18 protein-coding genes and 1 riboswitch are annotated in these 20,303 nt (G+C 69.8%); of the genes, 13 read left to right on the top strand and 5 right to left on the bottom strand.

The window, feature by feature from the left end; all coding sequences use genetic code 11:
- Positions 1-5 precede the first annotated feature (5 nt).
- From Tbon_RS02795 to ilvN, 12 genes are all read left to right on the top strand, one after another.
- Positions 6-821, top strand: a complete 816-nt coding sequence (locus tag Tbon_RS02795) for a CPBP family intramembrane glutamic endopeptidase (protein ID WP_158066196.1) — start codon at positions 6-8, stop codon at positions 819-821.
- Positions 818-1,648 carry a CPBP family intramembrane glutamic endopeptidase gene (locus Tbon_RS02790; RefSeq protein ID WP_158066195.1) on the top strand — a complete coding sequence of 277 codons (831 nt, stop codon included), beginning with the start codon at positions 818-820 and terminating at the stop codon, positions 1,646-1,648. The genes Tbon_RS02795 and Tbon_RS02790 overlap by 4 nt, the downstream gene beginning before the upstream one ends.
- A gap of 7 nt (positions 1,649-1,655) precedes the next feature.
- Positions 1,656-2,447, top strand: coding sequence for a tryptophan synthase subunit alpha (gene trpA / locus Tbon_RS02785; RefSeq protein ID WP_158066194.1), 792 nt, complete (start codon positions 1,656-1,658; stop codon positions 2,445-2,447).
- Between the two features lie 167 nt (positions 2,448-2,614).
- The gene (aroH, locus tag Tbon_RS02780; protein WP_158066193.1) at positions 2,615-2,986 is read left to right on the top strand and encodes a chorismate mutase; all 372 of its coding nucleotides are present in this window, start codon (positions 2,615-2,617) and stop codon (positions 2,984-2,986) included.
- Positions 2,987-3,020: 34 nt separating this feature from the next.
- On the top strand, positions 3,021-4,064 hold the full coding sequence (gene aroF / locus Tbon_RS02775) for a 3-deoxy-7-phosphoheptulonate synthase (protein WP_158066192.1): 1,044 nt from the start codon (positions 3,021-3,023) through the stop codon (positions 4,062-4,064).
- Positions 4,065-4,131: 67 nt separating this feature from the next.
- Complete coding sequence (locus Tbon_RS02770; protein WP_158066191.1) at positions 4,132-4,857, top strand: segregation and condensation protein A; 726 nt, start codon at positions 4,132-4,134, stop codon at positions 4,855-4,857.
- A 46-nt stretch (positions 4,858-4,903) separates the two neighbouring features.
- Positions 4,904-5,011: riboswitch (SAM-I-IV-variant riboswitch) on the top strand.
- Between the two features lie 94 nt (positions 5,012-5,105).
- Entirely contained in the window at positions 5,106-6,269 is a 1,164-nt protein-coding gene (metK, locus tag Tbon_RS02765) for a methionine adenosyltransferase (protein WP_158066190.1), read from the top strand.
- A 5-nt stretch (positions 6,270-6,274) separates the two neighbouring features.
- Positions 6,275-7,288, top strand: a complete 1,014-nt coding sequence (locus Tbon_RS02760) for a sugar phosphate nucleotidyltransferase (protein ID WP_158066189.1) — start codon at positions 6,275-6,277, stop codon at positions 7,286-7,288.
- Positions 7,278-8,702: a phosphoglucomutase/phosphomannomutase family protein gene (locus tag Tbon_RS02755; RefSeq protein ID WP_192498090.1), complete on the top strand. Its 1,425-nt coding sequence runs from the start codon at positions 7,278-7,280 to the stop codon at positions 8,700-8,702. Before Tbon_RS02760 ends, Tbon_RS02755 begins: the two co-directional genes overlap by 11 nt.
- A complete protein-coding gene (locus Tbon_RS02750) occupies positions 8,699-9,757 on the top strand; it encodes an SIS domain-containing protein (RefSeq protein ID WP_158066187.1) in 1,059 nt (352 codons plus the stop codon). The genes Tbon_RS02755 and Tbon_RS02750 overlap by 4 nt, the downstream gene beginning before the upstream one ends.
- A gap of 161 nt (positions 9,758-9,918) precedes the next feature.
- A complete protein-coding gene (gene ilvB, locus Tbon_RS02745) occupies positions 9,919-11,610 on the top strand; it encodes a biosynthetic-type acetolactate synthase large subunit (RefSeq protein ID WP_158066186.1) in 1,692 nt (563 codons plus the stop codon).
- Positions 11,607-12,224: an acetolactate synthase small subunit gene (gene ilvN, locus Tbon_RS02740; RefSeq protein ID WP_225734686.1), complete on the top strand. Its 618-nt coding sequence runs from the start codon at positions 11,607-11,609 to the stop codon at positions 12,222-12,224. Before ilvB ends, ilvN begins: the two co-directional genes overlap by 4 nt.
- An 85-nt stretch (positions 12,225-12,309) precedes the next feature.
- Here ilvN and Tbon_RS02735 read toward each other — a convergent pair whose 3' ends face one another.
- A complete protein-coding gene (locus Tbon_RS02735; RefSeq protein WP_192498089.1) occupies positions 12,310-12,855 on the bottom strand; it encodes a DinB family protein in 546 nt (181 codons plus the stop codon).
- A gap of 78 nt (positions 12,856-12,933) precedes the next feature.
- Here Tbon_RS02735 and Tbon_RS02730 point away from each other — a divergent pair, with 78 nt between their 5' ends.
- Positions 12,934-14,001 carry an AI-2E family transporter gene (locus Tbon_RS02730; RefSeq protein ID WP_158066184.1) on the top strand — a complete coding sequence of 356 codons (1,068 nt, stop codon included), beginning with the start codon at positions 12,934-12,936 and terminating at the stop codon, positions 13,999-14,001.
- On the opposite strand, the gene Tbon_RS02725 is transcribed toward Tbon_RS02730, so the two are convergent.
- The 4 genes from Tbon_RS02725 to mfd form a co-directional block, all read right to left on the bottom strand.
- The gene (locus Tbon_RS02725; RefSeq protein ID WP_192498088.1) at positions 13,991-14,953 is read right to left on the bottom strand and encodes a phosphotransferase; all 963 of its coding nucleotides are present in this window, start codon (positions 14,951-14,953) and stop codon (positions 13,991-13,993) included. The genes Tbon_RS02730 and Tbon_RS02725 overlap by 11 nt on opposite strands.
- 119 nt (positions 14,954-15,072) lie before the next feature.
- Positions 15,073-16,269 carry a thiolase C-terminal domain-containing protein gene (locus Tbon_RS02720; RefSeq protein WP_158066182.1) on the bottom strand — a complete coding sequence of 399 codons (1,197 nt, stop codon included), beginning with the start codon at positions 16,267-16,269 and terminating at the stop codon, positions 15,073-15,075.
- Positions 16,270-16,296: 27 nt separating this feature from the next.
- A complete protein-coding gene (locus Tbon_RS02715) occupies positions 16,297-16,737 on the bottom strand; it encodes a Zn-ribbon domain-containing OB-fold protein (protein WP_158066181.1) in 441 nt (146 codons plus the stop codon).
- Positions 16,738-16,857: 120 nt separating this feature from the next.
- Positions 16,858-20,283, bottom strand: coding sequence for a transcription-repair coupling factor (mfd, locus tag Tbon_RS02710; RefSeq protein ID WP_192498087.1), 3,426 nt, complete (start codon positions 20,281-20,283; stop codon positions 16,858-16,860).
- Positions 20,284-20,303: the final 20 nt, after the last annotated feature.

Genomic DNA, 20,303 nt, shown 5'->3' with positions numbered 1-20,303 from the left:
CTACTGTGGCCCGCCGGTCCCTCGTCCCCTGGGGGCCCCGCCAGGCCGCCGCCGGACTCGCTGCGTTCATCGCCCTCATGGTGCTCACCAACGTCGTCGCCCTCGGCGTCGCGCTCGCCCTCGACCTCGACTTCCGCACCCGCGACGTCGGCGACACGTTCGAAAAGGCCGCCCGCATCGCAGCCTACGCCGATGAGCGCCTCGCGGCCGCCTCCCGCGGCGAACCCCTGCCTGCCCCGCCGAACCTCCTCGCCGACCAGGCCAGCCTCCAGGTGCTCTTTATCGTCACCTCGGTCTCCCAGGCCGCCGTCATCGCCATCGTCGGCATCACCACCGGCCGCTCCGCCCGCGACCTCGCCCGCGCGCTCGGCCTGCATCGCTTCGACTGGGCCGGCGCCTGGCTCCCGCTCGCGGCGGTCTTCTTCGCCTACGTCGGCACCTACGCCTGGGTCCAGTTCGTCGACCGCCTCGGCATCGGCTGGCTCGAGCCCCGCAGCACCGTCCCCATCGAAATCACGCGCGACGACCTCACCCTCAGCATCGCCGCCGCCGTCACCCTCGTCGGCGCGCCCTTCACCGAAGAGCTCTTCTTCCGCGGTCTCGTCTTCGGCGGCTTCAGCCGCTGGGGATTCTGGCCCGCCGCCGCCATATCCGGCATCCTTTTCTCCGTCGTCCACTTCGACCCCGGCAGCGTCGTCCCCTTCTTTGCCATCGGTGTCGCCCTCGCCTGGCTCTTCCGGCGCAGCGGCACCCTCTGGTATCCAATCCTCTTCCACCTCCTCTTCAACACCGTCAGCTTCTCCATTCTCGCTTTCGGATGACCACCGACCGCCTTCGCCCCGCGCCCTGGAACGAACTCAGCGTCCTGCTCGGCCTCTGGGCCGCCGTTGCCGCCTACGTCGTGCCGCTCGCCCTCATCGACCCCGTCGCCCGCCTGCTCGGCGCTGAAGCCGGCTTCCGCGACGCCGGCGACGCCTTCGAAAAAGCCTCCCGCGTCGCCGCCTACGCCGACCTCGCCCTCGCCCGCGCCGTCGCCGGGAACCCCATCCCCGGGCCGCCGCGCCTCCTCGCCGACCCGGTGGCCGTCCGCGTCGCCTGGGCCATGGCTCTCGTCAGCTCGGCCTTCTTCCTCGGCGCCCTCCTCCTCGGCGCGCGCCAGCGCCCGCGGGACCTCGCCCGGGTGCTCGGCCTCGACCGCTTCGACGCCGGCCGCCTCTGGCTCCCCGCCCTCTGCGTCGCCATCAGCTACCCCCTCACCGGGGTATACGCCGCCGCCGTCGAGGCGCTCGGTATCGGCCCCCTCATCCCGGTGCCGTCCCCGGCCACCGTCGAGCCCGTCCTGCGCGACCCCGCGGCTCTCGCCCTCTACGGCCTCGCTACCGTCATCGCCGCCCCGCTCAGCGAAGAGGCCGTCTTCCGCGGACTCGCCTTCACCGGAACCCTCCGCTGGGGCTTCTGGCCCGCGGCCGCCTTCAGCGCCGCGCTCTTCTCCTTGGGCCACCGCGACCCCGCCACCCTCCTCCCCTTCTTCGCCGTCGGGCTCGTGCTCGCCTGGCTCTACTGGCGCGCCGGCAGCCTCTGGGATGCCATCGCCTTCCATGTGCTCTTCAACGGGCTCAGCTTTATCCTGCTCGTCGCGAGGTCCTGAAACCCGTATGTCCCAGCGTCTCCGCGATACCTTCGCCCGCGCCCGCGAAACCGGCCGCAAACTCTTTGTCGGCTACGTCACCGCCGGCTACCCGCGCCGCGCCGATACCGTCCCCATCCTTCTCGCCATGCAGGAGGGCGGCGCCGACGTCATCGAACTCGGTGTGCCGTTCACCGACCCCCTCGCCGATGGCGCCACCATCCAGCACGCAAACCAGGTCGCCCTCGAGCAGGGCGTCTCACTCGCCGATTGCTTCGCCTTCATCCGCTCCGCCCGCGAACAGGGCCTCACCGTCCCCGTCATCCTTATGGGCTACTACAACCCCATCCTCGCCCGCGGCGAAGCGCGCGCCTGCGCCGAAGCCGCTGCCGCCGGCGCCGACGGCTGGATCGTCGTCGACCTCCCGCCCGAGGAGGCCGCCAGCTTCCTCCAGGCCTGCCGCGCCCACGACCTCAGCTTCGTCCCCCTCGTCGCACCCACCACCCGCGACGAGCGCATCTCCCGCATCGCCAGCGTCGCCGATGCCTTCCTCTACTGCGTCTCCGTCACCGGCACCACCGGCAAGGGCAACGTCGCCCTCGATGCCCTCCCCGAGTTCATCAGCCGCGTCCGCGCCCGCACCAGCCTCCCGCTCGCCGTCGGCTTCGGCATCAACACCCGCGAGCAGGCCGAAGCCGTCCGCCGCCTCGCCGATGCCGCCGTCGTCGGCTCTGCTATAATCACCGCCATCGACGCTGCGGAGGAAAACCACCGCGCGCAGAGCGTCAGGGAGTTCGTGGAGGATGTCTCCGGCCGGTAGCGGACAGGTGATCGCGGCCCACAGACGGCCGGCTGCGCCTCAACAGGCGTGGCCGCGTCCACCTGTGGGCCGTGCATATGGCAGTCCCCCGGCCGGGGCCTTTGGCGCCCGCCCGTCCTGAAGCCTGCCATCCCACCCCCCAGGAACACCCAGGAGGACCTGCGCGTATGCCCGTCCGCGGCGTCCGCGGCGCGACGACCGTCGACCGCAACCAGAAAGAAGAGATCCTCGAACGCACCCGCGAACTCCTCATCCACATGGTGGAGGCCAACGGAATCCGCACCGAGGACATCGCTTCCGCCTGGCTCACCACCACCCCCGACGTCTACGCCGAATTCCCCGCCGTGGCCGCCCGCCAGCTCGGCTGGACCCTCGTGCCCCTCATGCAGAGCCACGAAATGTCCGTCCCCGGCATGCTCCCGCGCTGTATCCGGGTGCTCCTCCACTGGAATACGGACAAAGCCCAGAGTGAAATCCGCCACATCTACCTGCGCGAGGCCGCACGGCTCCGCCCCGACCTCGCCTCCAACCTCCCCTGACTCACCCTCACCGTCAAACGGAGCAAACGACCCCGTGATTATCGTCGTATCCCCCGAAGCTACCCCGGATGACCTCGACGTCATCATCAAACGCATCGAAGAAACCGGCCGCCAGGCCCACCTCTCCGTCGGCCAGGAGCGCACCATCATCGGCGTCATCGGCACCGACGAGCCCGGCCTCGAAGATATCTTCCAGGCCCTTCCCCGTGTCGAATCCGTCCACCGCGTCACCCGTCCCTACAAGCTCGCCTCCCGGGAATTCCACCCGGCCGACTCCGTCATCGATGTCGGCTACGGCGTCAAAATCGGCGGCACCGAGCTCGCCGTCATGGCCGGCCCCTGCTCCATCGAAAACGAGGAGCACATCTTCGATTCCGCCCGCGCCGTCAAAGCCGCCGGCGCCAACATCCTCCGCGGCGGTGCCTTCAAGCCCCGCACCTCCCCCTACACCTTCCGCGGCCTCGGCGAGGAGGGCCTCCGCTACCTCCACGCCGCCGGCAAAGCCCATGGCCTCCCCGTCATCACCGAGCTCATGAGCGTCCGCGACATCGACGCCGTCTGCGAGTACGCCGACATCATCCAGATCGGCGCCCGCAACATGCAGAACTTCATGCTGCTCGATGAAGTCGGCCGCGTGAAAAAGCCCGTCATGCTTAAGCGCGGCCTCTCCGGCCAGGTCGAGGAGTGGCTCCTTGCCGCCGAGTACATCATGGCCCAGGGCAACCCCAACGTGATCCTCTGCGAGCGCGGCATCCGCACCTTCGAAACCGCCTACCGCAACACCTTCGACGTCAACGCCATCCCGCTCGTCCGCGAGCTCAGCCACCTCCCCATCATCGCCGACCCCTCCCACGGCACCGGCAAAGCATCCCTCGTCACGCCCGTCGCCATGGCCGCCATCGCAGCCGGCGCCGACGGCCTCATGATCGAGGTCCACAACAACCCCGACCACGCGCTCTCCGACGGCGCCCAGTCATTGACATACGAACGCTTCGCTTCCATGATGCGCTCGGTCGGTGCTGTCGCCGCTGCCGTCGAGCGGACGCTCCCGGGGGTGTGGGCGTCTGCCAGCGCGTAACAGCACAATCGGTCGCAAGACCGCGCCGGCGCCGCCTCAGCGGGGGGGCAGCGCGCCGGCAGGAGCTATGGCAGAAATCTCGCTGCCCGTCTTCCAGGGGCCGCTCGACCTCCTTCTCCACCTCATCGAGAAGGAGGACCTCGACATCACCGCCGTCTCCCTCGTCGCGGTGACCGACCAGTACCTCGCCGCCATCCACAACGGCGAAGGCTTCGACCCCTCCGCACTCGCAGAGTTCGTCGCCATCGGCGCACGCCTCATCTACCTCAAGTCCCGCGCCCTCCTCCCCCGCCCGCAGGGGGAGGAGGCGCCTTCGCTCGAAGACGACGACGTCGGCGCCGAGCTCGTCGAACTCCTCCGCGAGTACCGCCGCTTCCTCCAGGTCGTCGAACTCCTCGAAGAGCGCCAGGAAGCCGGCCTCCGCATCTACACCCGCCTGGCGCCGCCGCCTGCCCTCCCCGAGGCCTCCCCGCTCGAAGGCGTCAGCATCGAACGCCTCCATGCCCTCATGCTCAAGCTCCTCCAGCGCCGCCCGCGCGAGGCACGCCCGCGCGCCATCCTCCCCCGCGACACCACCATCACCCTCGCGCAGCGCCTCGAACAGTTCCGCGAGCGGCTCCGCCGGCGCGGCCGCTTCTCCTTCCGCCGCGCCATCCTCGAATGCGCGACCCGCGTCGAGGTCGTCGTCTCCTTCCTCGCCGTCCTCGAGCTTCTCCGCTCAGGCGAGGCCGATGCCCTCCAGGAAACCCCCTGGGGGGATATCCAGGTCGTCGCCCTCGCCCCCGCCGCCTGACCGCCCGCCCGCATCTTCCGCATCGCCAGCCGTCCTGCTACCCTTGCTCCAGCGTCAAGAGGGCGACCGCGCCCGGCAACCTGGTTATGCCTCCAAGGTGCCAAATCGACGCGGCCCCGCGGCTCCGGCCGCACGGGCAACAAAAGGCGGGCTTGCGGGAAGGCCCGCCCCTCGCCGCCAAATCAGCCCGGCGCGAGGGGATTTTTCATGCCCGCGCGAAGGCAACTCCATCACCGAAAGGGCAGCACGTGTCCGAACGCAAGCTCCTCACCTCCGAATCCGTCACCGAAGGCCACCCCGATAAGCTCTGCGACCAGGTCAGTGACGCTGTCCTGGACGCCCTCCTCGAGCAGGACCCCCAGGCCCGCGTCGCCTGCGAAACCGCCACCACCAACGGCCTCGTCCTCGTCATGGGCGAAATCACCACCACGGGCTACGTCGATATCAACAAGCTCGTCCGCAAGACCATCGTCGATATCGGCTACGACTCCTCCGTCAAAGGCTTCGATGGCCACACCTGCGGCGTCATCACCTCCATCTCCGAGCAGTCCCCCGATATCTCGCAGGGCGTCAACAACAAGGACCCCCGCAACATCGGCGCCGGCGACCAGGGCATGATGATGGGCTTCGCCTGCCGCGAAACCCCCGAACTCATGCCCCTCACCATCTCCCTCGCCCATCGCCTCACCCGCCGCCTCGCCGAAGTCCGCAAATCCGGCATCCTCCCTTGGGTCTGGCCCGACGGCAAATCCCAGGTCACCGTCGAATACGACGAGCACTGGAACCCCATCCAGGTCGATACCGTCGTCATCTCTACCCAGCACGCCCCCGACGTCGAAGACCCTGAGTTCATCGCCACCCAGGTCAAGAAGCACGTCATCGACCCCGTCGCCGGGCCCCTCCTCAGCAAGGACGTCACCATCCACGTGAACCCCACCGGCCGCTTCGTCATCGGCGGCCCTCGCGGCGACGCCGGCCTCACCGGTCGCAAAATCATCGTCGATACCTACGGCGGCGTCGCCCGCCACGGCGGCGGCGCGTTCTCCGGCAAGGACCCGACCAAGGTCGACCGCTCCGGCGCCTACGCCGCCCGCTGGGTCGCCAAGAACATCGTCGCCGCCGGTCTCGCCAGCCGCTGCGAATTCATGCTCTCCTACGCCATCGGCGTCTCCCACCCCACCTCGATCGGCATCGAAACCTTCGGCACCGGCATCATCCCCGATTCCGAAATCCTCGCCGCCGTCCGCAAAGTCTTCGACCTCCGGCCCGGCGCCATCATCGAAGACCTCCAGCTCCGCCGGCCCATCTACCGCCCCACCGCCGCCTACGGCCACTTCGGCCGCACCGACCTCGACCTCCCCTGGGAGGATACCTCCCGCGCCGCCGAGCTCCGCGCCGCCGCCGGCCGCTAGCCAGCGTGGACGCCATCCTGCTCGTCGGCGGACAGGGGACGCGCCTCCGCCCCCTCACCGCGCGGCGCCATAAGAGCCTCGTGCCCGTCTGCAACCGGCCTGCCATCGAGTACCTCTTCGACTGGCTGGCGCGCTCCGGCGTCCGGCGCGCCATCCTCGCACTCGGCCTCGCCAACGAAGACCTCGCCCGCTGCTACCCCGCCGGCCCACGCGGCCCGCTCGAACTCCTGCCCATCATCGAAACCGCCCGTCTCGAATCCGGCGGCGCCATCCGCAACGCCGTCCACGCTGCCGGCATCGACGACCGCTTCCTTGTCCTCAACGGCGACATCTACCTCGACTTCGACCTCGCTCCCGCCCTCGCCGGCCACGTCGCCCGCGGGGCCGACCTCACCCTCGCCCTCCACGAAGTCGACGATCCCTCCCAGTTCGGCGTCGCTGTCTGCGATAGCGACGGCTTCATCACCGGCTTCGTCGAAAAGCCGCCCCCCGGCGAAGCCCCCAGCCGCCTCGTCAACGCCGGCGCCTGGATCTTCGAGCGCCGCATCGTCGACGAAATCCCCCCTGGCGCCGTCCGCGTCGAGGAGACCCTCTTCCCCTCGCTCGTCGCCCGCCGCCGGCCGGTCCTCGGCTACCGCTTCGAAGGCCACTGGGCCGACCTCGGCACGCCGGCACGCTACCTCGCCCTCCATCGCGCACTCCTCGGCGCAGCCAACGCCATCGACCCCGCCGCCCGCATCGCGCCCGGCGCGCGCATCACGGGCACCGCCATCGGCCCCGGCAGCGACGTCGCCCCCGGCGCCGAAATCTCCGCCTCCGTCCTCTGGGAGAACGTCCGCATCGGCCGCGGCGCAGTCGTCCGCGATTCCGTCGTCGCCGACGGCGCTGTCGTCGGCGAAGGCGCCGTCCTCGACCGGTGCGTCGTCGGCCCGGGTGCGACCATCGCTCCCGGCAGCCGGCTCCCCGCGGGGACGATCGTTGACGCAGGTGCCAGCTATCATGAGCCCCATGCCGGATAACCCCGTTCGCTTCGGCACCGATGGCTGGCGCGCCATCATCGCCGATACCTTCACCTTCGAAAACGTCCGCGCCTGCGCCCGCGCCGTCGCCGAGCACTTCGCCGAGCACGGCGGCACATCCCGACCCCTCGTCGTCGGGTTCGATACCCGCTTCCTCTCCGACCACTTCGCCCGCGAGGTCGCCCGCGTCCTCGCCGGCGCCGGGTTCACCGTCCAGCTCGCCGACCGCCCCGCCCCCACGCCCGCCATCAGCTACCGCATCATCGAAATCGGCGCGGCCGGCGGCGTCGTCGTCACCAGCTCCCACAACCCGTTCAACTGGAACGGCATCAAGGTCAAGCCGCACTACGGCGGCAGCGCCAGCCCCGAAATCGTCGCCGATATCGAGCGGCGCGTCCCCGAAATACTCGCCGACCCCGCCCGCATCCGCCTCGCGCCGCCCGCCTCCGACGCCATCACGCCCTTCGATCCCGTGCCCGGCTACCTCGCCGCCCTCGGCCGGCAGGTCAGCCTCCAACGCATCCGCGCCGCCGGGCTCACCGTCGCCGTCGACCCCATGTACGGCGCCGGCGCCGGCCTCTTCGGCGAACTGCTCTCCGGCGGCTCTACCACCGTCCGCGAAATCCACAGCGAACGGAACCCCCTCTTCCCCGGCATCCGCGCACCCGAGCCAATCGAAAGCAACCTCTCCGAGTTCCTCTTCCTCATGTCCACCGGCCGCTACGCCATCGGCATCGCCAACGACGGCGACGCTGACCGCGTCGGCCTCGTCGATGAGCGGGGCCGCTACGTCGACCAGCTCCGCACCTTCGCCCTCCTGATTGACTACCTCCTCGGCGAGCGCGGGCTCCGCGGCCCCATCGTCCGTTCCATCACCACCACCCGCATGGCCAACCTCCTCGCCGCCCACTACGGCGTGGAGTGCTTCGAAACTCCAGTCGGCTTCAAGTTCATCGGCCCGCTCATGATGGAGAAAGACGCCCTCATCGGCGGCGAAGAATCCGGCGGCTACGGCTTCCGCGGCCACCTGCCCGAGCGCGACGGCATCCTCGCCGGCCTCTTCCTCCTCGACTACGTCGCCGCCACCGGCAAACCGCCCTCCGAACTGCTCGAAAAGGTCTTCGCCATCACCGGCCCCCACTTCTACGCCCGTGATGATTACGAGCTCGAACCCGGCCAGCGCGAGTCCGTCCGCGCCGCCCTCGACGCCGCCGCACCCGCCGAGATCGCCGGCCGCCGGGTCACCGGCTCCGACCGCACCGACGGCTGGCGCTTCCTCTTCGATGGCGGCTGGCTCCTCTTCCGCCTCTCCGGCACCGAGCCGCTCCTCCGCATCTATACCGAAGTCACCGACGAAGCCCTCGTTCGGCCCGTGCTCGATGCCGGCCGGGCGATCGCCGGGGTGCATGCGTGAGCCAGCCCGCCGGCCAGTCCCCGACCGACGCCTCCCCCATGTGGCGGCACGTCGCCGCCTTCGGCGATGTCCTCCGGGCCGAATGGCGCCGCGCCGCCGACCTCGACCTCCCGACCAGCCACGAGCCCGACCACCTCGTCATCGCTGCCACCGGTGGCTCCGCCGCCGCCGGCGATATCGTCGCCGGCCTCGCCGCCGCAACCAGCGATATCCCCGTCTGCGTCGTCCGCGGCCGCCAGCTCCCCAACTTCGTCGGCGAACGCTCCCTCGTCGTCGCCGTCTCCTGCTCCGGCAACACCGCCGAAACCCTCGCCCTCTACGACGACGCCTGGCGCCGCGATGCTCCCATCGTCGCCATCACCCGGGGCGGCCGCCTCGGCGAGCGCGCCGCCGAGGACGGGATTCCCGTCTGGTCGTTCGCTTCCGATGCGCCTCCGCGCGCAGCCGTCGCCCACATCCTCGCGCCCCTGCTCCGCATCCTCGAGCGGCTCGGCCTCTACGTCGTCACCACCCCCGAAGTCGATGCCGCCGCCGTCCGCTGCACCCGCTACGCCGAATCGCTCGCCCCCGGCATCCCCGCAGACCGGAACTCGGTCCGCGCCGCCGCCGAAGCCCTCGTCGGGCGGGTGCCGCTCGTCCTTGCCGGCGCACGGCTCGCCCCGGTCGCCGAGCGCGCCCGCAACCAGCTCGCCGAAAACGCCAAGACCCTCGCCGCCGCCGCCGTCCTGCCCGAAGCCGCCCACAACATCGTCGTCGGCTTCGACGCCGCCGCTGCCGGCCGGTGGAGCATCGTCGCCCTCGCCGCCGCCGGCGACCCCGCCGCTCCGTACCTCGAAGCCGTCGCCGACCTCGCCGCCGGCCGGGGCATCCCGTGGCTCCCCCTCGAGGTCCCCGGCAGCGACCCCTTCGAGCAGGTCCTCGCCGGCCTCGTCGCCGTGGATGCCCTCTCCTGCCACCTCGCCATGGTCCGGGGCATCGACCCGCTCCCCATCCCCGAGATCGAAGCGATCCGCGCACGCATCGCCGGCCTTCCCTCCGCCGAAGTATCGACGTAATCTCAAGATCAGCGGACCGAACGGAGGGCAATCGGCTTACCGGCCACCCCTCCCGCCAGCGCCCATCCCACGGGCAGCCGCGACCGCACGGCGCGGCAGGCAGCCGGCTCCCCGACCGGGTTCAGCCGGCTCGGTTGTTCGCTCCGCGGAAAGGGTCCCCCATGTCGCGCATGACTGGCGCACAAATGGTGCTGGAAGGCCTCCAGCGCGAAGGAGTCGAAGTCATCTTCGGCTACCCCGGAGGCGTCGTCCTCCCCCTCTACGACACCCTTCCCCAGTACCCCGGTATTCGCCACATCCTCGTCCGCCACGAGCAGGGCGCAGCCCACATGGCCGACGGCTACGCCCGCGCCAGCGGCAAAATGGGCGTCTGCCTCGGCACCAGCGGTCCCGGCGCCACCAATCTTGTGACCGGCATCTGCACCGCCTGGATGGACTCCGTCCCGGTCTTCGCCCTCACGGGGAACGTCAGCCGCACCCTCCTCGGCAAAGACGGCTTCCAGGAAGCCGACATTACCGGCATCACCCACTCCATCACCAAGCACAACTACCTGGTGATGCGCGCCGAGGAGATTCCCCTCACCATCCGCGAGGCTGCCCACATCTGCCGCACCGGCCGCCCCGGCCCCGTCCTCGTCGACATCCCCAAGGACGTCTTCCAGGAAACCGCTGAGTTCGACTGGCCCGAAAAAGTCCACCTCCGCGGCTACCGGCCAACCTATGAAGGCCACGCCGGCATGATCCGCCGCGCCGCCGAGCTCATCGACCAGGCCCGCCGGCCCATCATCATCGCCGGACACGGCGTCATCTGGTCCGATGCCCAGGCCGAACTCGTTGCCCTCGCCGAGAAGGCCGAAATCCCCGTCATCACCACCTTCCTCGGCATCGGCGCCTTCCCCGAAGCGCACCGCCTCTCCTACGGCTGGCTCGGCATGCACGGTATGTTCTACGCCAACATGGCCGCCGACAACGCCGATGTCGTCATCGGCATCGGCATGCGCTTCGACGACCGCGCCATGGGCCGCTTCAAGGACTTTAACCCCGGCGCCAAGATCATCCACATCGATATCGACCCCGCCGAGATCGGCAAGAACTTCCCCACCGCCGTCCCCATCGTCGGCAGCGCCAAGAACGTCCTCCCCCGCCTCACCGAGCACGTGCGCGAGGCGAAGCACACCGAGTGGCTGAACTGGATCGACCAGGTCCGCGAGGAGCATCCGAGCCTCCACATCCGCGAAAGCCGCCGCATGCTCCCCCAGTACGTCGTCCGCACCCTCTACGAAGAGACCGAGGGCAACGCCACCATCGTCACCGGCGTCGGCCAGCACCAGATGTGGGCCGGCCAGCACTACTTCTACAAGCGACCCCGCCAGCTCATCTCCTCCGGCGGGCTCGGCACCATGGGCTTCGAGCTCCCCGGCGCCATCGGCGCCCAGGTCGCCCTCCCCGAGGCGGAAGTCTGGGCCATCTGCGGCGACGGCGGCTTCCAGATGACCATGCAGGAGCTCGCCGTCGTCGTCGATGAAAACCTCCCGCTCAAGATCGCCATCTTCAACAACGGCTACCTCGGCATGGTCCGCCAGTGGCAGCAGCTCTTCTACGACCGCAACTTCGTCGCTGTCGCTATGACCCAGCCCGACTTCTGCAAGATCGCCGACGCCTACGGCATTCGCGCCATCCGCGTCGAAACCAAGGCCGAGGTCGCACCCGCCATCCGCGAAGCGCGCGCCCACCGCGGCCCCATCCTGCTCGACTTCATGATCGACCAGGAGGAGAACGTCTGGCCGATGGTGCCTGCCGGCGCTGCCCTCTCTGAGACCATCGAAGCCCCAGCCGAGGAGCTTGCCCGGTGAACCCCTCAAGCAACGGCCACGCCCCGCGCAAGCGCGCCAACCATCACACCGTCGTCGCCATCGTCGAAGACAAGCCCGGCGTCCTCATGCGCGTCGCCAGCCTCTTCCGCCGGCGCGGCTTCAACATCGAATCGCTCACCGTCGGCCACTCCGAAATGCCCGGCCTCAGCCGGATGACCATCGTGGTCGATGGCGACAGCGCACCCGTCGAGCAGGTCGAAAAGCAGCTCTACAAGCTCATCGACGTCGTCAAAGTCAGCGACCTCAGCCAGGAAGACATCGTCGCGCGCGAACTCGCCATGATTAAGGTTCGCTGCAACAACGTGAACCGCCACGAACTCCTCGACATCGCAAACGTCTTCCGCGCCGACGTCGTCGACATCGCCACCAACTCCATCATCCTCCAGGTCGTCGGCGACGAAGACAAAATCGACGGCCTCATCAAGATGTGCGAGCCCTACGGCATCCGGGAACTGTCGCGCACCGGCCGCATCGCGATGGTCCGCGGCACCAAGACCACGACGGTCCACGAGCCTGTGCCCGAGCCGATCGCCCGCATCCACGAAAAGCAGGGCCGGCGCGTCGAGGGCGAACTCCCCTTCTCCAGCGACTGAGCGCCGGCACCGCCGTTCGCCCGCGTCCGCGCCGAGGGCCCCCGGACTGCCGGGGGCCCTCGGCGCGTCATCGCCCCGGCGCCCGTCAGAGCGGATTGCCCGGCCCGCTCACCCCGTGCTTCGCCCGCTCCTGCTCCTGCAGCGCACCGATCGTCTCCGCCGCCCGGTTGTAAATCTGCGGCACCTCCCAGCCGTTCAGGCCCGCATACGTGTCAATCTGGCTGCGGTGGTGGATGTCATGCTCAATCATCATCATCAGGATGCGCCATCCCGAAAGCGTCCCGTCGCTGTCGATCATCGGAATGCGCCGCTCGAGCCACGCGTCGGGCGTCCCTGCCAGCAGCTCCCTGAACTCCGCGAAGCTCGCCTCCAGTGCCGGCACCCACAGCTCCCGCCGGCTCACGTCGGGCGGCGGCGGGCTGATCCATCCCCGGCCGAGGTATGCGCTCGCGAAGTACAGCCGCGAACCGCACATGTGCCCCACCAGCTTGTTGATGCTCCACGCACGCTCGCCGTCGCCCGTTTTCGGCGTCCACCCGTCCGCCTCGGGCGGCAGCGCGCCGATGTCGCGCACCGCCCTCCGGTTCACCCCCTCGAAGTACCGCAAAAACGCATCGACCGACCGAAACACCTGCCTCGCCTCCAGACCGGATTGCACTCCACCCTTCCGCAGCCCCATCCTACGCTACATCCCCGCACGGGCGGCTCCATGATTCGCCTCGAACTCTCCTTCCGCGGCATCCTCGCCATTGCGCTGGTGCTCGTGGGCCTCTGGTTCCTCATCCAGCTCTGGCCCCTCCTCCTCATCCTCACCACCTCCTTCATCTTCATGGCCGCACTCCTGCCCTACGTCGAGTGGATGGTCAGGCGCGGCATCAACCGGGTGGCCGCCGTCGTCATCATCCTCGTCATCATCCTTGCCGTGCTCGGCTCCATGATTGCCATCGTCGCACCCGCCGTCGTCGACGAGTTCCGCGACCTCCGTGCCAACCTCCCCGATTACGCCCGGGACGTCGAAACCTTCGCCTCCGACCTCGGCTTCAACACCGAACGGTGGGACCTCCCCGAGCGCGCCGCCGAGATCGACTGGAACCGCATCATCTCCGGCAGCCAGGTGGTCGACTACGGCCAGCGTGTTCTCGTCGGCATCCTCACCGGCCTCACCGTCGCCGTCATCACGGCCTACCTCCTCGTCGAAACCCACCGCCTCCGCGCCTTCCTGTTCCGCTTCATCCCGCCCGAACGCGAGGCCGATGCCCAGCACTTTCTCCGAGCCCTCGAGCGCGTCGTCGGTGGCTACGTCCGCGGCCAGCTGATTACCTCTCTCATCATTGGCGTCTACACCACGGTCGTCATGCTCCTCGTCGGGGTCCCGAACGCCATCGCCTTCGGCGTCCTCGCGGCCTTCGCCGATATCATCCCGCTCGTCGGCGGTATCATCGCTGTCGTCCCTGCCTCCATCGCCGCCTTCCAGGAATCTCCCACCCAGGCGCTCATCGTCCTCGTCGCCCTGCTCGTCTACCAGCAGTTCGAAGACCGCCTCCTCGTCCCCCGAGTCTACGGCCAGACGCTCAACCTCCCGGCGCTCGTCGTCCTCCTGGCCGTCCTGGCTGGCGCCGAGCTGATGGGTGTGGTCGGCGTCCTCCTCGCGCTTCCCGCAGCGGCCGCCGGAAGGGTTGTCCTCGATTACTACCTTGACCGCCACGCCAGCGGCCGGCTCGCTGCCGACGAATCCGTCGAAGTCCTCGCCCCGGACGAACCCCCGGCTACCCCCTGACGTTCGCCCGCAGCGCCCCGAGCTCCAGCGCGTACCGCTCGAATACCGGGAAGCGCCCCAGCATCGTCCGCGCTACCCCTGCGGGTTCATCCCCGAGCAGTCGCCAGCGAATGAGCAGCACCGTCACCTGCCAGAGCAGCGAGGCCCGTACCAGCGCCGGCAGGATCCCGAACTCCTGGTTCGAAACCGGCCGGACCGCCGCATACCCCTCGAACAGCGCCTGCGCGTGCGGGAGGTCCAGCGGCCCGTGGGGCATCAGCAGCGGCGCAAGGTCGCACATCGCCGCGTCCCGCCGCGCGAACTCCCAGCCGATGAGGCCCGTCAGCTCGCCGCTGGTCCACAGCAGGTTCTTTGGCGAAGAGTCCCCGTGGATCGGCTGCTCCGCCAGCTCGGGATACCCCAGCCGGGCCAGCTCCCGCAGGTTCCGGTACCGCTCCCTCCGGATGCTCGCGGCAAGGTCCGGGTAGCGCTCTCCGAACGCCGCCACCAGCCGGTTGAACGTGCCGGCGCCCGCGGCCTCGGTCAAAACGTCCAGCTCCCACACCTTCCCCAGCCCCGGCCGTTGCGTCCCCGGGTCCGACCGTGCAAGGTCGCTGTGCAGCCGCCCCAGGAGCCGGCCGAGAATCCGCCAGCCCGCCACGGACCGCACCTCCCGGCGCTCCCCGGGCAGCCAGGTTTCGCAGGTCCAGGTCTCGCCTCCGGCCGCCGCCGCCGCTGAACCGTCAGCCGCGCGGACCAGCCCCCCGGCAGGCCAGCCTGCCGCCGCAGCCTGCCGTCGCAGCTCCGCCTCCCAGTCGGCGCCCGCTCCGCTTCCCGGCAGCCGGCGGCGTTTCAGCACCACCTGCGGCTCCGCCCGGGTCGCCCAGGCGTTGCCGCCGTCCAGCGGCGCCGCTGCTGCCCCCGCGAGCCCGTAGGCCGCGAGCACGATGTCCGGCGGTTCGTTGCCTGCCACGCAGACTATGGTGCGGCTCCCGCCCCGCCCCGTCGACCGCGGCGCCCACCCATTCCGCATACGGAACGGGCCCCTCGCAGTGCGAGGGGCCCGAGCGCGGCGCACCGAGTGGCGTGCGCCTACTTCTGCAGGATGTGAATCGTGCAGGCCGAGCAGAGGCCGATGACGTGGGCCAGACCCACCTTCGAGCCCTCGACCTGCCGCGCGCCGGCCTGGCCGCGCAGGTGGAACACAATCTCCGCGATGTTCGCCACGCCCGTCGCCCCGAGCGGGTGCCCCTTCGAGAGCAGACCGCCGGAAACATTGACCACCGCCTTCGTCTTCGGCTGGTAGGTCTTGTCCCGGAACGGCGCCACGTCCTCCTCGTACTTCGTCGGGACCTTGTTCCCGAGCCACGGGATGCCGCTGGCGACATGGGCCGCCGCCTCGCCCTCGCCGCACAGGCCGAGGTTCTCGTAGTGCAGCAGCTCGGCCGTCGCGAAGCAGTCGTGCAGCTCGACCTGGTCCAGGTCCTCCGGCCCGACGCCCGCCTGCTCGTAGGCCAGCTTCGCCGCGTTCCGGGTCAGCGTGTTGATGTCCGGCAGCGTCAGGTCGCGGTCCGTGTACGGGTCGCTGGTCAGCACGCTCGCCGCCACCTTGATCGGCTGCGTCGTGAACTGCCGCGCCTTCTCCATCGTCGTCAGGATCGCCGCCGCTGCGCCGTCGCCCGTCGGGCAGCACATCAGCAGCGTGTTCGGATAGGCGATCATCCGCGAGTTCAGCACTTCATCCAGCGGCGATTCCTTCTGGTACTGGGCCAGCGGGTTCATCGTGCTGTGCCAGTGGTTCTTCACGCTCGCCAGCGCGAAGTGTTCCTGCTTCGTGCCGTACTTGCGGGAATGCTCCATGCCTGCCATGCCGAACACCGCCGGCATCATGTACGAGCCGACCCGCCCCTCGAGGCTCGTCGCCGGGTCGCCCCGGGAGCCCAGCAGGCCCTGCTTCCCCATCTGCTCCGAGCCGACCGCCATCACCACGTCGTACGCGCCCGAGGCGACCGCGAAGTACGCCTCGCGGAACGCCGTCGAACCCGTCGCGCAGGCGTTCGCCACGTTCACCACCGGGATGCCCGTCTGGCCCACCTGCTGCAGGATCCGCTGCCCGGAGCCCGAGGTCTGGTACAGGTTTCCGCTGTACAGCGCCTCGATCTGCTTCATCTCCATGCCCGCGTCCTTCAGCGCCTCGAGCACGGCCTGCGCCGAAAGCTGGGCAAAGTCCCGGTCCGCGTAGCGGCCGAACTTGATCATCGAAACGCCAACGATTGCTACTTCGCGCATCCTCTTACCTCCTTCGCGCGCCCGGGCCTACTGGCCCTCCTCGATCGGCTTGAACCGGTAGGCAATGTACGAATTGCCCTCTTTGTCCTCCGAAACCTTCTCGGTGAACATCTTCACCCGCATGCCGAACCGCATGTTCTCCGGCTTCGGCTCGATCCCCACGATGTTCGTGTTCACGCTGCCGCCCCCGTCGAGATCGACCACCGCCGCGATGTACGGCGCCTGCACGTACGGCGTCGCCTGGTGGATGATCGTCCAGACGTACACGCTGCCCGTGTCCGCCAGCCGGACCGTCTCGAACGGGCCGTCGCTGCTGCACACCCCGCAGAACAGCCGCGGGCCGACGTACTTCGTCCCGCACTTCTTGCAGATGGAGCCGTTCAGATAATCCTGATCGCGGGTCTCACCGAGCGTCAGGTGTGGCACCAGTGGGCGAATCTCGCCCTGCGTTGCTGTCGCTTCTGCCAATCCTGGACCTCCTTCTTCTACGCTGCCCGGGAATCCTTCCGCTCGCGGCGAACACGCCCCGGGGCCAGGGCCTCGCCGCCCCGTATTGTTCGCCTGCCGTAAAACGCTGTCAACGAACCTTCACACACCCGCCGCCGCCCGCTCCCCGGCCGGCGCCATCGCCCGCAGAATCCGTACGAGCAGCGGCATCCATCCCTCCCCGGCGCCCACCCGGTCCACCCGCACCTGCCGCGGCCCCACAAGCACCGAGCGCAGCCCCAGCCGTTCGACCCGTTCCCGCAGCTCCGGCGTGGTCCCGCCCCGCACATAGAGATGAAACATCTGCTCGTCCGTCTTAATCGCCTCGACCCCCGCCCGCCGGGCAAGGTTTCGCACCAGCGCCACGTACAGCAGGTTCTCCACCGCCGGCGGCAGCGGCCCGAACCGGTCCCGCAGCTCGTCGTGCATCTCCGCGACCTGCTCCACCGTCTGCAGGTTCGCCACCCGCTGGTAGATGTTCAGCCGTGCATTGACGTCGGCCACATAGCTCTCCGGGATATGGGCGCTCACCGGCAGGTCGACCACCGGAGGCGTCGGCTCCGGTTCCGCAGCCGGCGCGACCGCCTCGCCCATCCCCCGCTTGAGCGCTGCCACCGCCTCGGCCACCAGCTTCGTGTACAGCTCAAACCCGACCTCCGCGATGTGCCCGCTCTGCTCCGTGCCGAGGACATTCCCGGCGCCCCGGATCTCCAGGTCGCGCAGCGCCAGCTGGAACCCCGCACCTAGGTCCGATGCCTCGAAAATCGCCTCCAGCCGCTTCTGCGCCGCCTCGCTCAGCACCCGGTCCCGGTCATACAGCAGATAGGCGTACGCCCGGTTCGCCGAACGCCCGACCCGCCCGCGCAGCTGGTAGAGCTGGGCCAGCCCCAGCCGGTCGGCCTGGTCGATGATGATCGTGTTCGCATTCGGGATATCCAGCCCGCTCTCGATGATCGTCGTGCACACCAGCACATCGTGCTCCCCCGCCTGGAACTCCAGCATCACCCGCTCGAGCTGCTCCTCCGGCATCTGCCCGTGGCCGATCGCCACCCGCGCCTCCGGCACCAGCTCCTGCACCCGCCGCGCCACCCGCTCGATGTCCTGTACCCGGTTGTGGACGAAGAACACCTGCCCGCCGCGCTGCAGCTCCCGCTCGATCGCTTCCCGCAGGATGGTGTCGTCCCACGCCATCACGTACGTCCGGATCGGCTGCCGCTCCTCCGGCGGCGTCATGATCGTGCTCATGTCGCGGATGCCCACCAGCGACATCTGCAGCGTCCGTGGGATCGGCGTCGCCGAAAGCGTCAGCGTGTCCACCTCCGCCCGCATCTGGCGCAGCCGCTCCTTGTGGCTCACCCCGAACCGCTGCTCCTCGTCAATGATCACCAGCCCGAGGTCCTTGAACGCCACGTCCTTCTGCAGCAGCCGGTGCGTCCCGACGACGATGTCCGCCTCCCCCGCCGCCAGGTCTTCCAGGATCCGCCGCTGCTCTTCGGCCGTCCGGAACCGGGACAGCACCTCCACCCGCACCGGGAATCCCGCCATCCGCTCCCGGAACGTCGCCCCGTGCTGCTCAGCCAGCACCGTCGTCGGCACCAGCACCGCCACCTGCTTCCCGTCCATCACTGCCTTGAACGCCGCCCGCACCGCCACCTCCGTCTTCCCGTAGCCCACGTCCCCGCAGATCAGCCGGTCCATCGGCCGGGCCCGCTCCATGTCCGCCTTCACCTCCGCAATCGCCGCCAGCTGGTCATTCGTCTCGACGTACGGGAACGATGCCTCCATCTCCATCTGCCACGGCGTATCCGGCTTGAACGCGTGCCCCGGCACGAGCTGCCGCTTCGCGTACAGCTCCAGCAGGTCGTGCGCCATCTCGACCACCGCCTGCTTCACCCGCCGCTTCGAACGCGCCCAGTCCTGCGTCCCCAGCCGCGTCAGCGCCGGCGGGTGGTCGCTCGGGCCGACGTACCGGCTCAGCGCCTCAAGCTGGTCCGCCGGCACGTACAGCCGGTCGCCCTCGGCGTACTGCAGCTCGAGGTACTCCCGCTCCACGCCGTCCATCGAACGCCGCACCAGCCCCCCGTACCGCGCAATCCCGTGATCAGCATGGACGACATAATCTCCGACCTCCAGCGTCTCCAGCAGGTCTGACCTCACCCCGTGGTGGGGGCGGGTCGGCTTCCGCCGCTTCCGGAATCCGAAGATCTCCGCATCGGTCAGCACCACCGTCCCGGCCGCCGTCACGATGCCGCCCGAAACCGCCGCCGGCACGAGCGTCACGCTCCCGCTTTCCGGCGCACTCGTCAGCTTCCGCGTCTTGGCGCAGGCAACGTCCTCCTCTTCGAGCACGTCAGCCAGCCGCAGCGCCTGCAGCGAGGCCGCCACCACCCGCCGCCCTTCCCGCCGCCACGCCTCCGCCTGCTGCGCCACGACCCGCAGCTTCCCGCCGAACCCCGGCGCCGTGCCTACCGGCAGCTCCCGCGCACCCCGTTCCGATGTCCCAAACCGTTCCAGCACGTACGCTGCCCGCTCGAGCAGCCCGGCGGCTGCCGCGCCAGGCTCCGCCCGCAGGTCCGGGAATCCCCGGGGAATCGCCCCGCGCGCCTCCATTTCGGCCCGGGCCCGCCGCTCGTACTCCAGCGCCTGCTCGAGCGCCTGCCTCCCGTCCTCCGGGTCGATGACCAGGACCAGCGCGCCCGGCCCGAGGTGGTCCAGCACCGTCGACCCGTACAGCAGCGGCTCGAGAAACTGGTGGTACTCCGTCCTCCCGCCGGCGGCCACCGCTTCGACCTGCTCGATGACCGCCTCCGACTCCGCTTCGGTCGCCTCCAGCCGCTCGGCGAGCGCGAGCGCCGCTGCTCTCCCGGCGCCCAGCGAGGTCGACACCGGCGGCACAAGGAGCGAATCGAGCCGCCCCGCGCTCCGCTGCGTCGCGAGGTCGACCAGCCGGATGCTCTCCACGGTGTCGCCGAAAAACTCGATGCGCACCGGCCGCTCGAATCCGGCCGGGAAAATGTCGATGAGCCCGCCCCGGCGCGCGGCGGTCCCCGGCGCATCCGCCAGCGGCTCCATGGCATACCCGGCAGCCTCGAGCCACGCCACCACATCGCCCGGCCTCGCTGCCGCACCGACCTCCAGCCTGAGGTCCTCGGCCTCCGGCGCCGGCGGCGCCACGTGCTCGGTCACCCCGGCCCACGAGCCCGTCACGATAGCCGGCGCATCCCCGGCCAGCGCCCGCAGCGCCCGCGCCCGCTCCACCCCCGCCGAAGGGTCGTCGCGCACAAACTCGTACGGCAGGGCGTCGCGCTGGGGCAGCCGCAGCACCGGCCGGTCGCTCAGCAGGTCGAGGTCGTCCGCAAGCGATTGCGCCGCCAGCGGCGTCGGCGCCACGACCAGCACCGGCCCGGTGTGCGTGCTTGCCAGAGCCGCCGCGATGTACGCCCGCGCCCCCTCGGGCACCGAAAGGCGCACGCTGTCCTCCCCGCGGCGGAGCAGCGGGGCCAGCTCCTCGGCGACCGCGGCCGTCACGCCCGCGAGTTCACCAGCCA

It is taken from the genome of Tepidiforma bonchosmolovskayae, from assembly GCF_008838325.1.
GTDB lineage: Bacteria > Chloroflexota > Dehalococcoidia > Tepidiformales > Tepidiformaceae > Tepidiforma > Tepidiforma bonchosmolovskayae.
Note: the sequence above shows the minus strand (reverse complement) of the source record. Positions and strands in the feature narration are given on the sequence as shown.

Coding starts and splice junctions, on each gene's coding strand:
- Tbon_RS02790 (WP_158066195.1), top strand. CDS start 818: ATGACCACCGACCGCCTTCGCCCCGCGCCCTGGAACGAACTCAGCGTC.
- trpA (WP_158066194.1), top strand. CDS start 1,656: ATGTCCCAGCGTCTCCGCGATACCTTCGCCCGCGCCCGCGAAACCGGC.
- aroH (WP_158066193.1), top strand. CDS start 2,615: ATGCCCGTCCGCGGCGTCCGCGGCGCGACGACCGTCGACCGCAACCAG.
- Tbon_RS02770 (WP_158066191.1), top strand. CDS start 4,132: ATGGCAGAAATCTCGCTGCCCGTCTTCCAGGGGCCGCTCGACCTCCTT.
- Tbon_RS02755 (WP_192498090.1), top strand. CDS start 7,278: ATGCCGGATAACCCCGTTCGCTTCGGCACCGATGGCTGGCGCGCCATC.
- ilvB (WP_158066186.1), top strand. CDS start 9,919: ATGTCGCGCATGACTGGCGCACAAATGGTGCTGGAAGGCCTCCAGCGC.
- Tbon_RS02730 (WP_158066184.1), top strand. CDS start 12,934: ATGATTCGCCTCGAACTCTCCTTCCGCGGCATCCTCGCCATTGCGCTG.
- Tbon_RS02720 (WP_158066182.1), bottom strand. CDS start 16,269: ATGCGCGAAGTAGCAATCGTTGGCGTTTCGATGATCAAGTTCGGCCGC.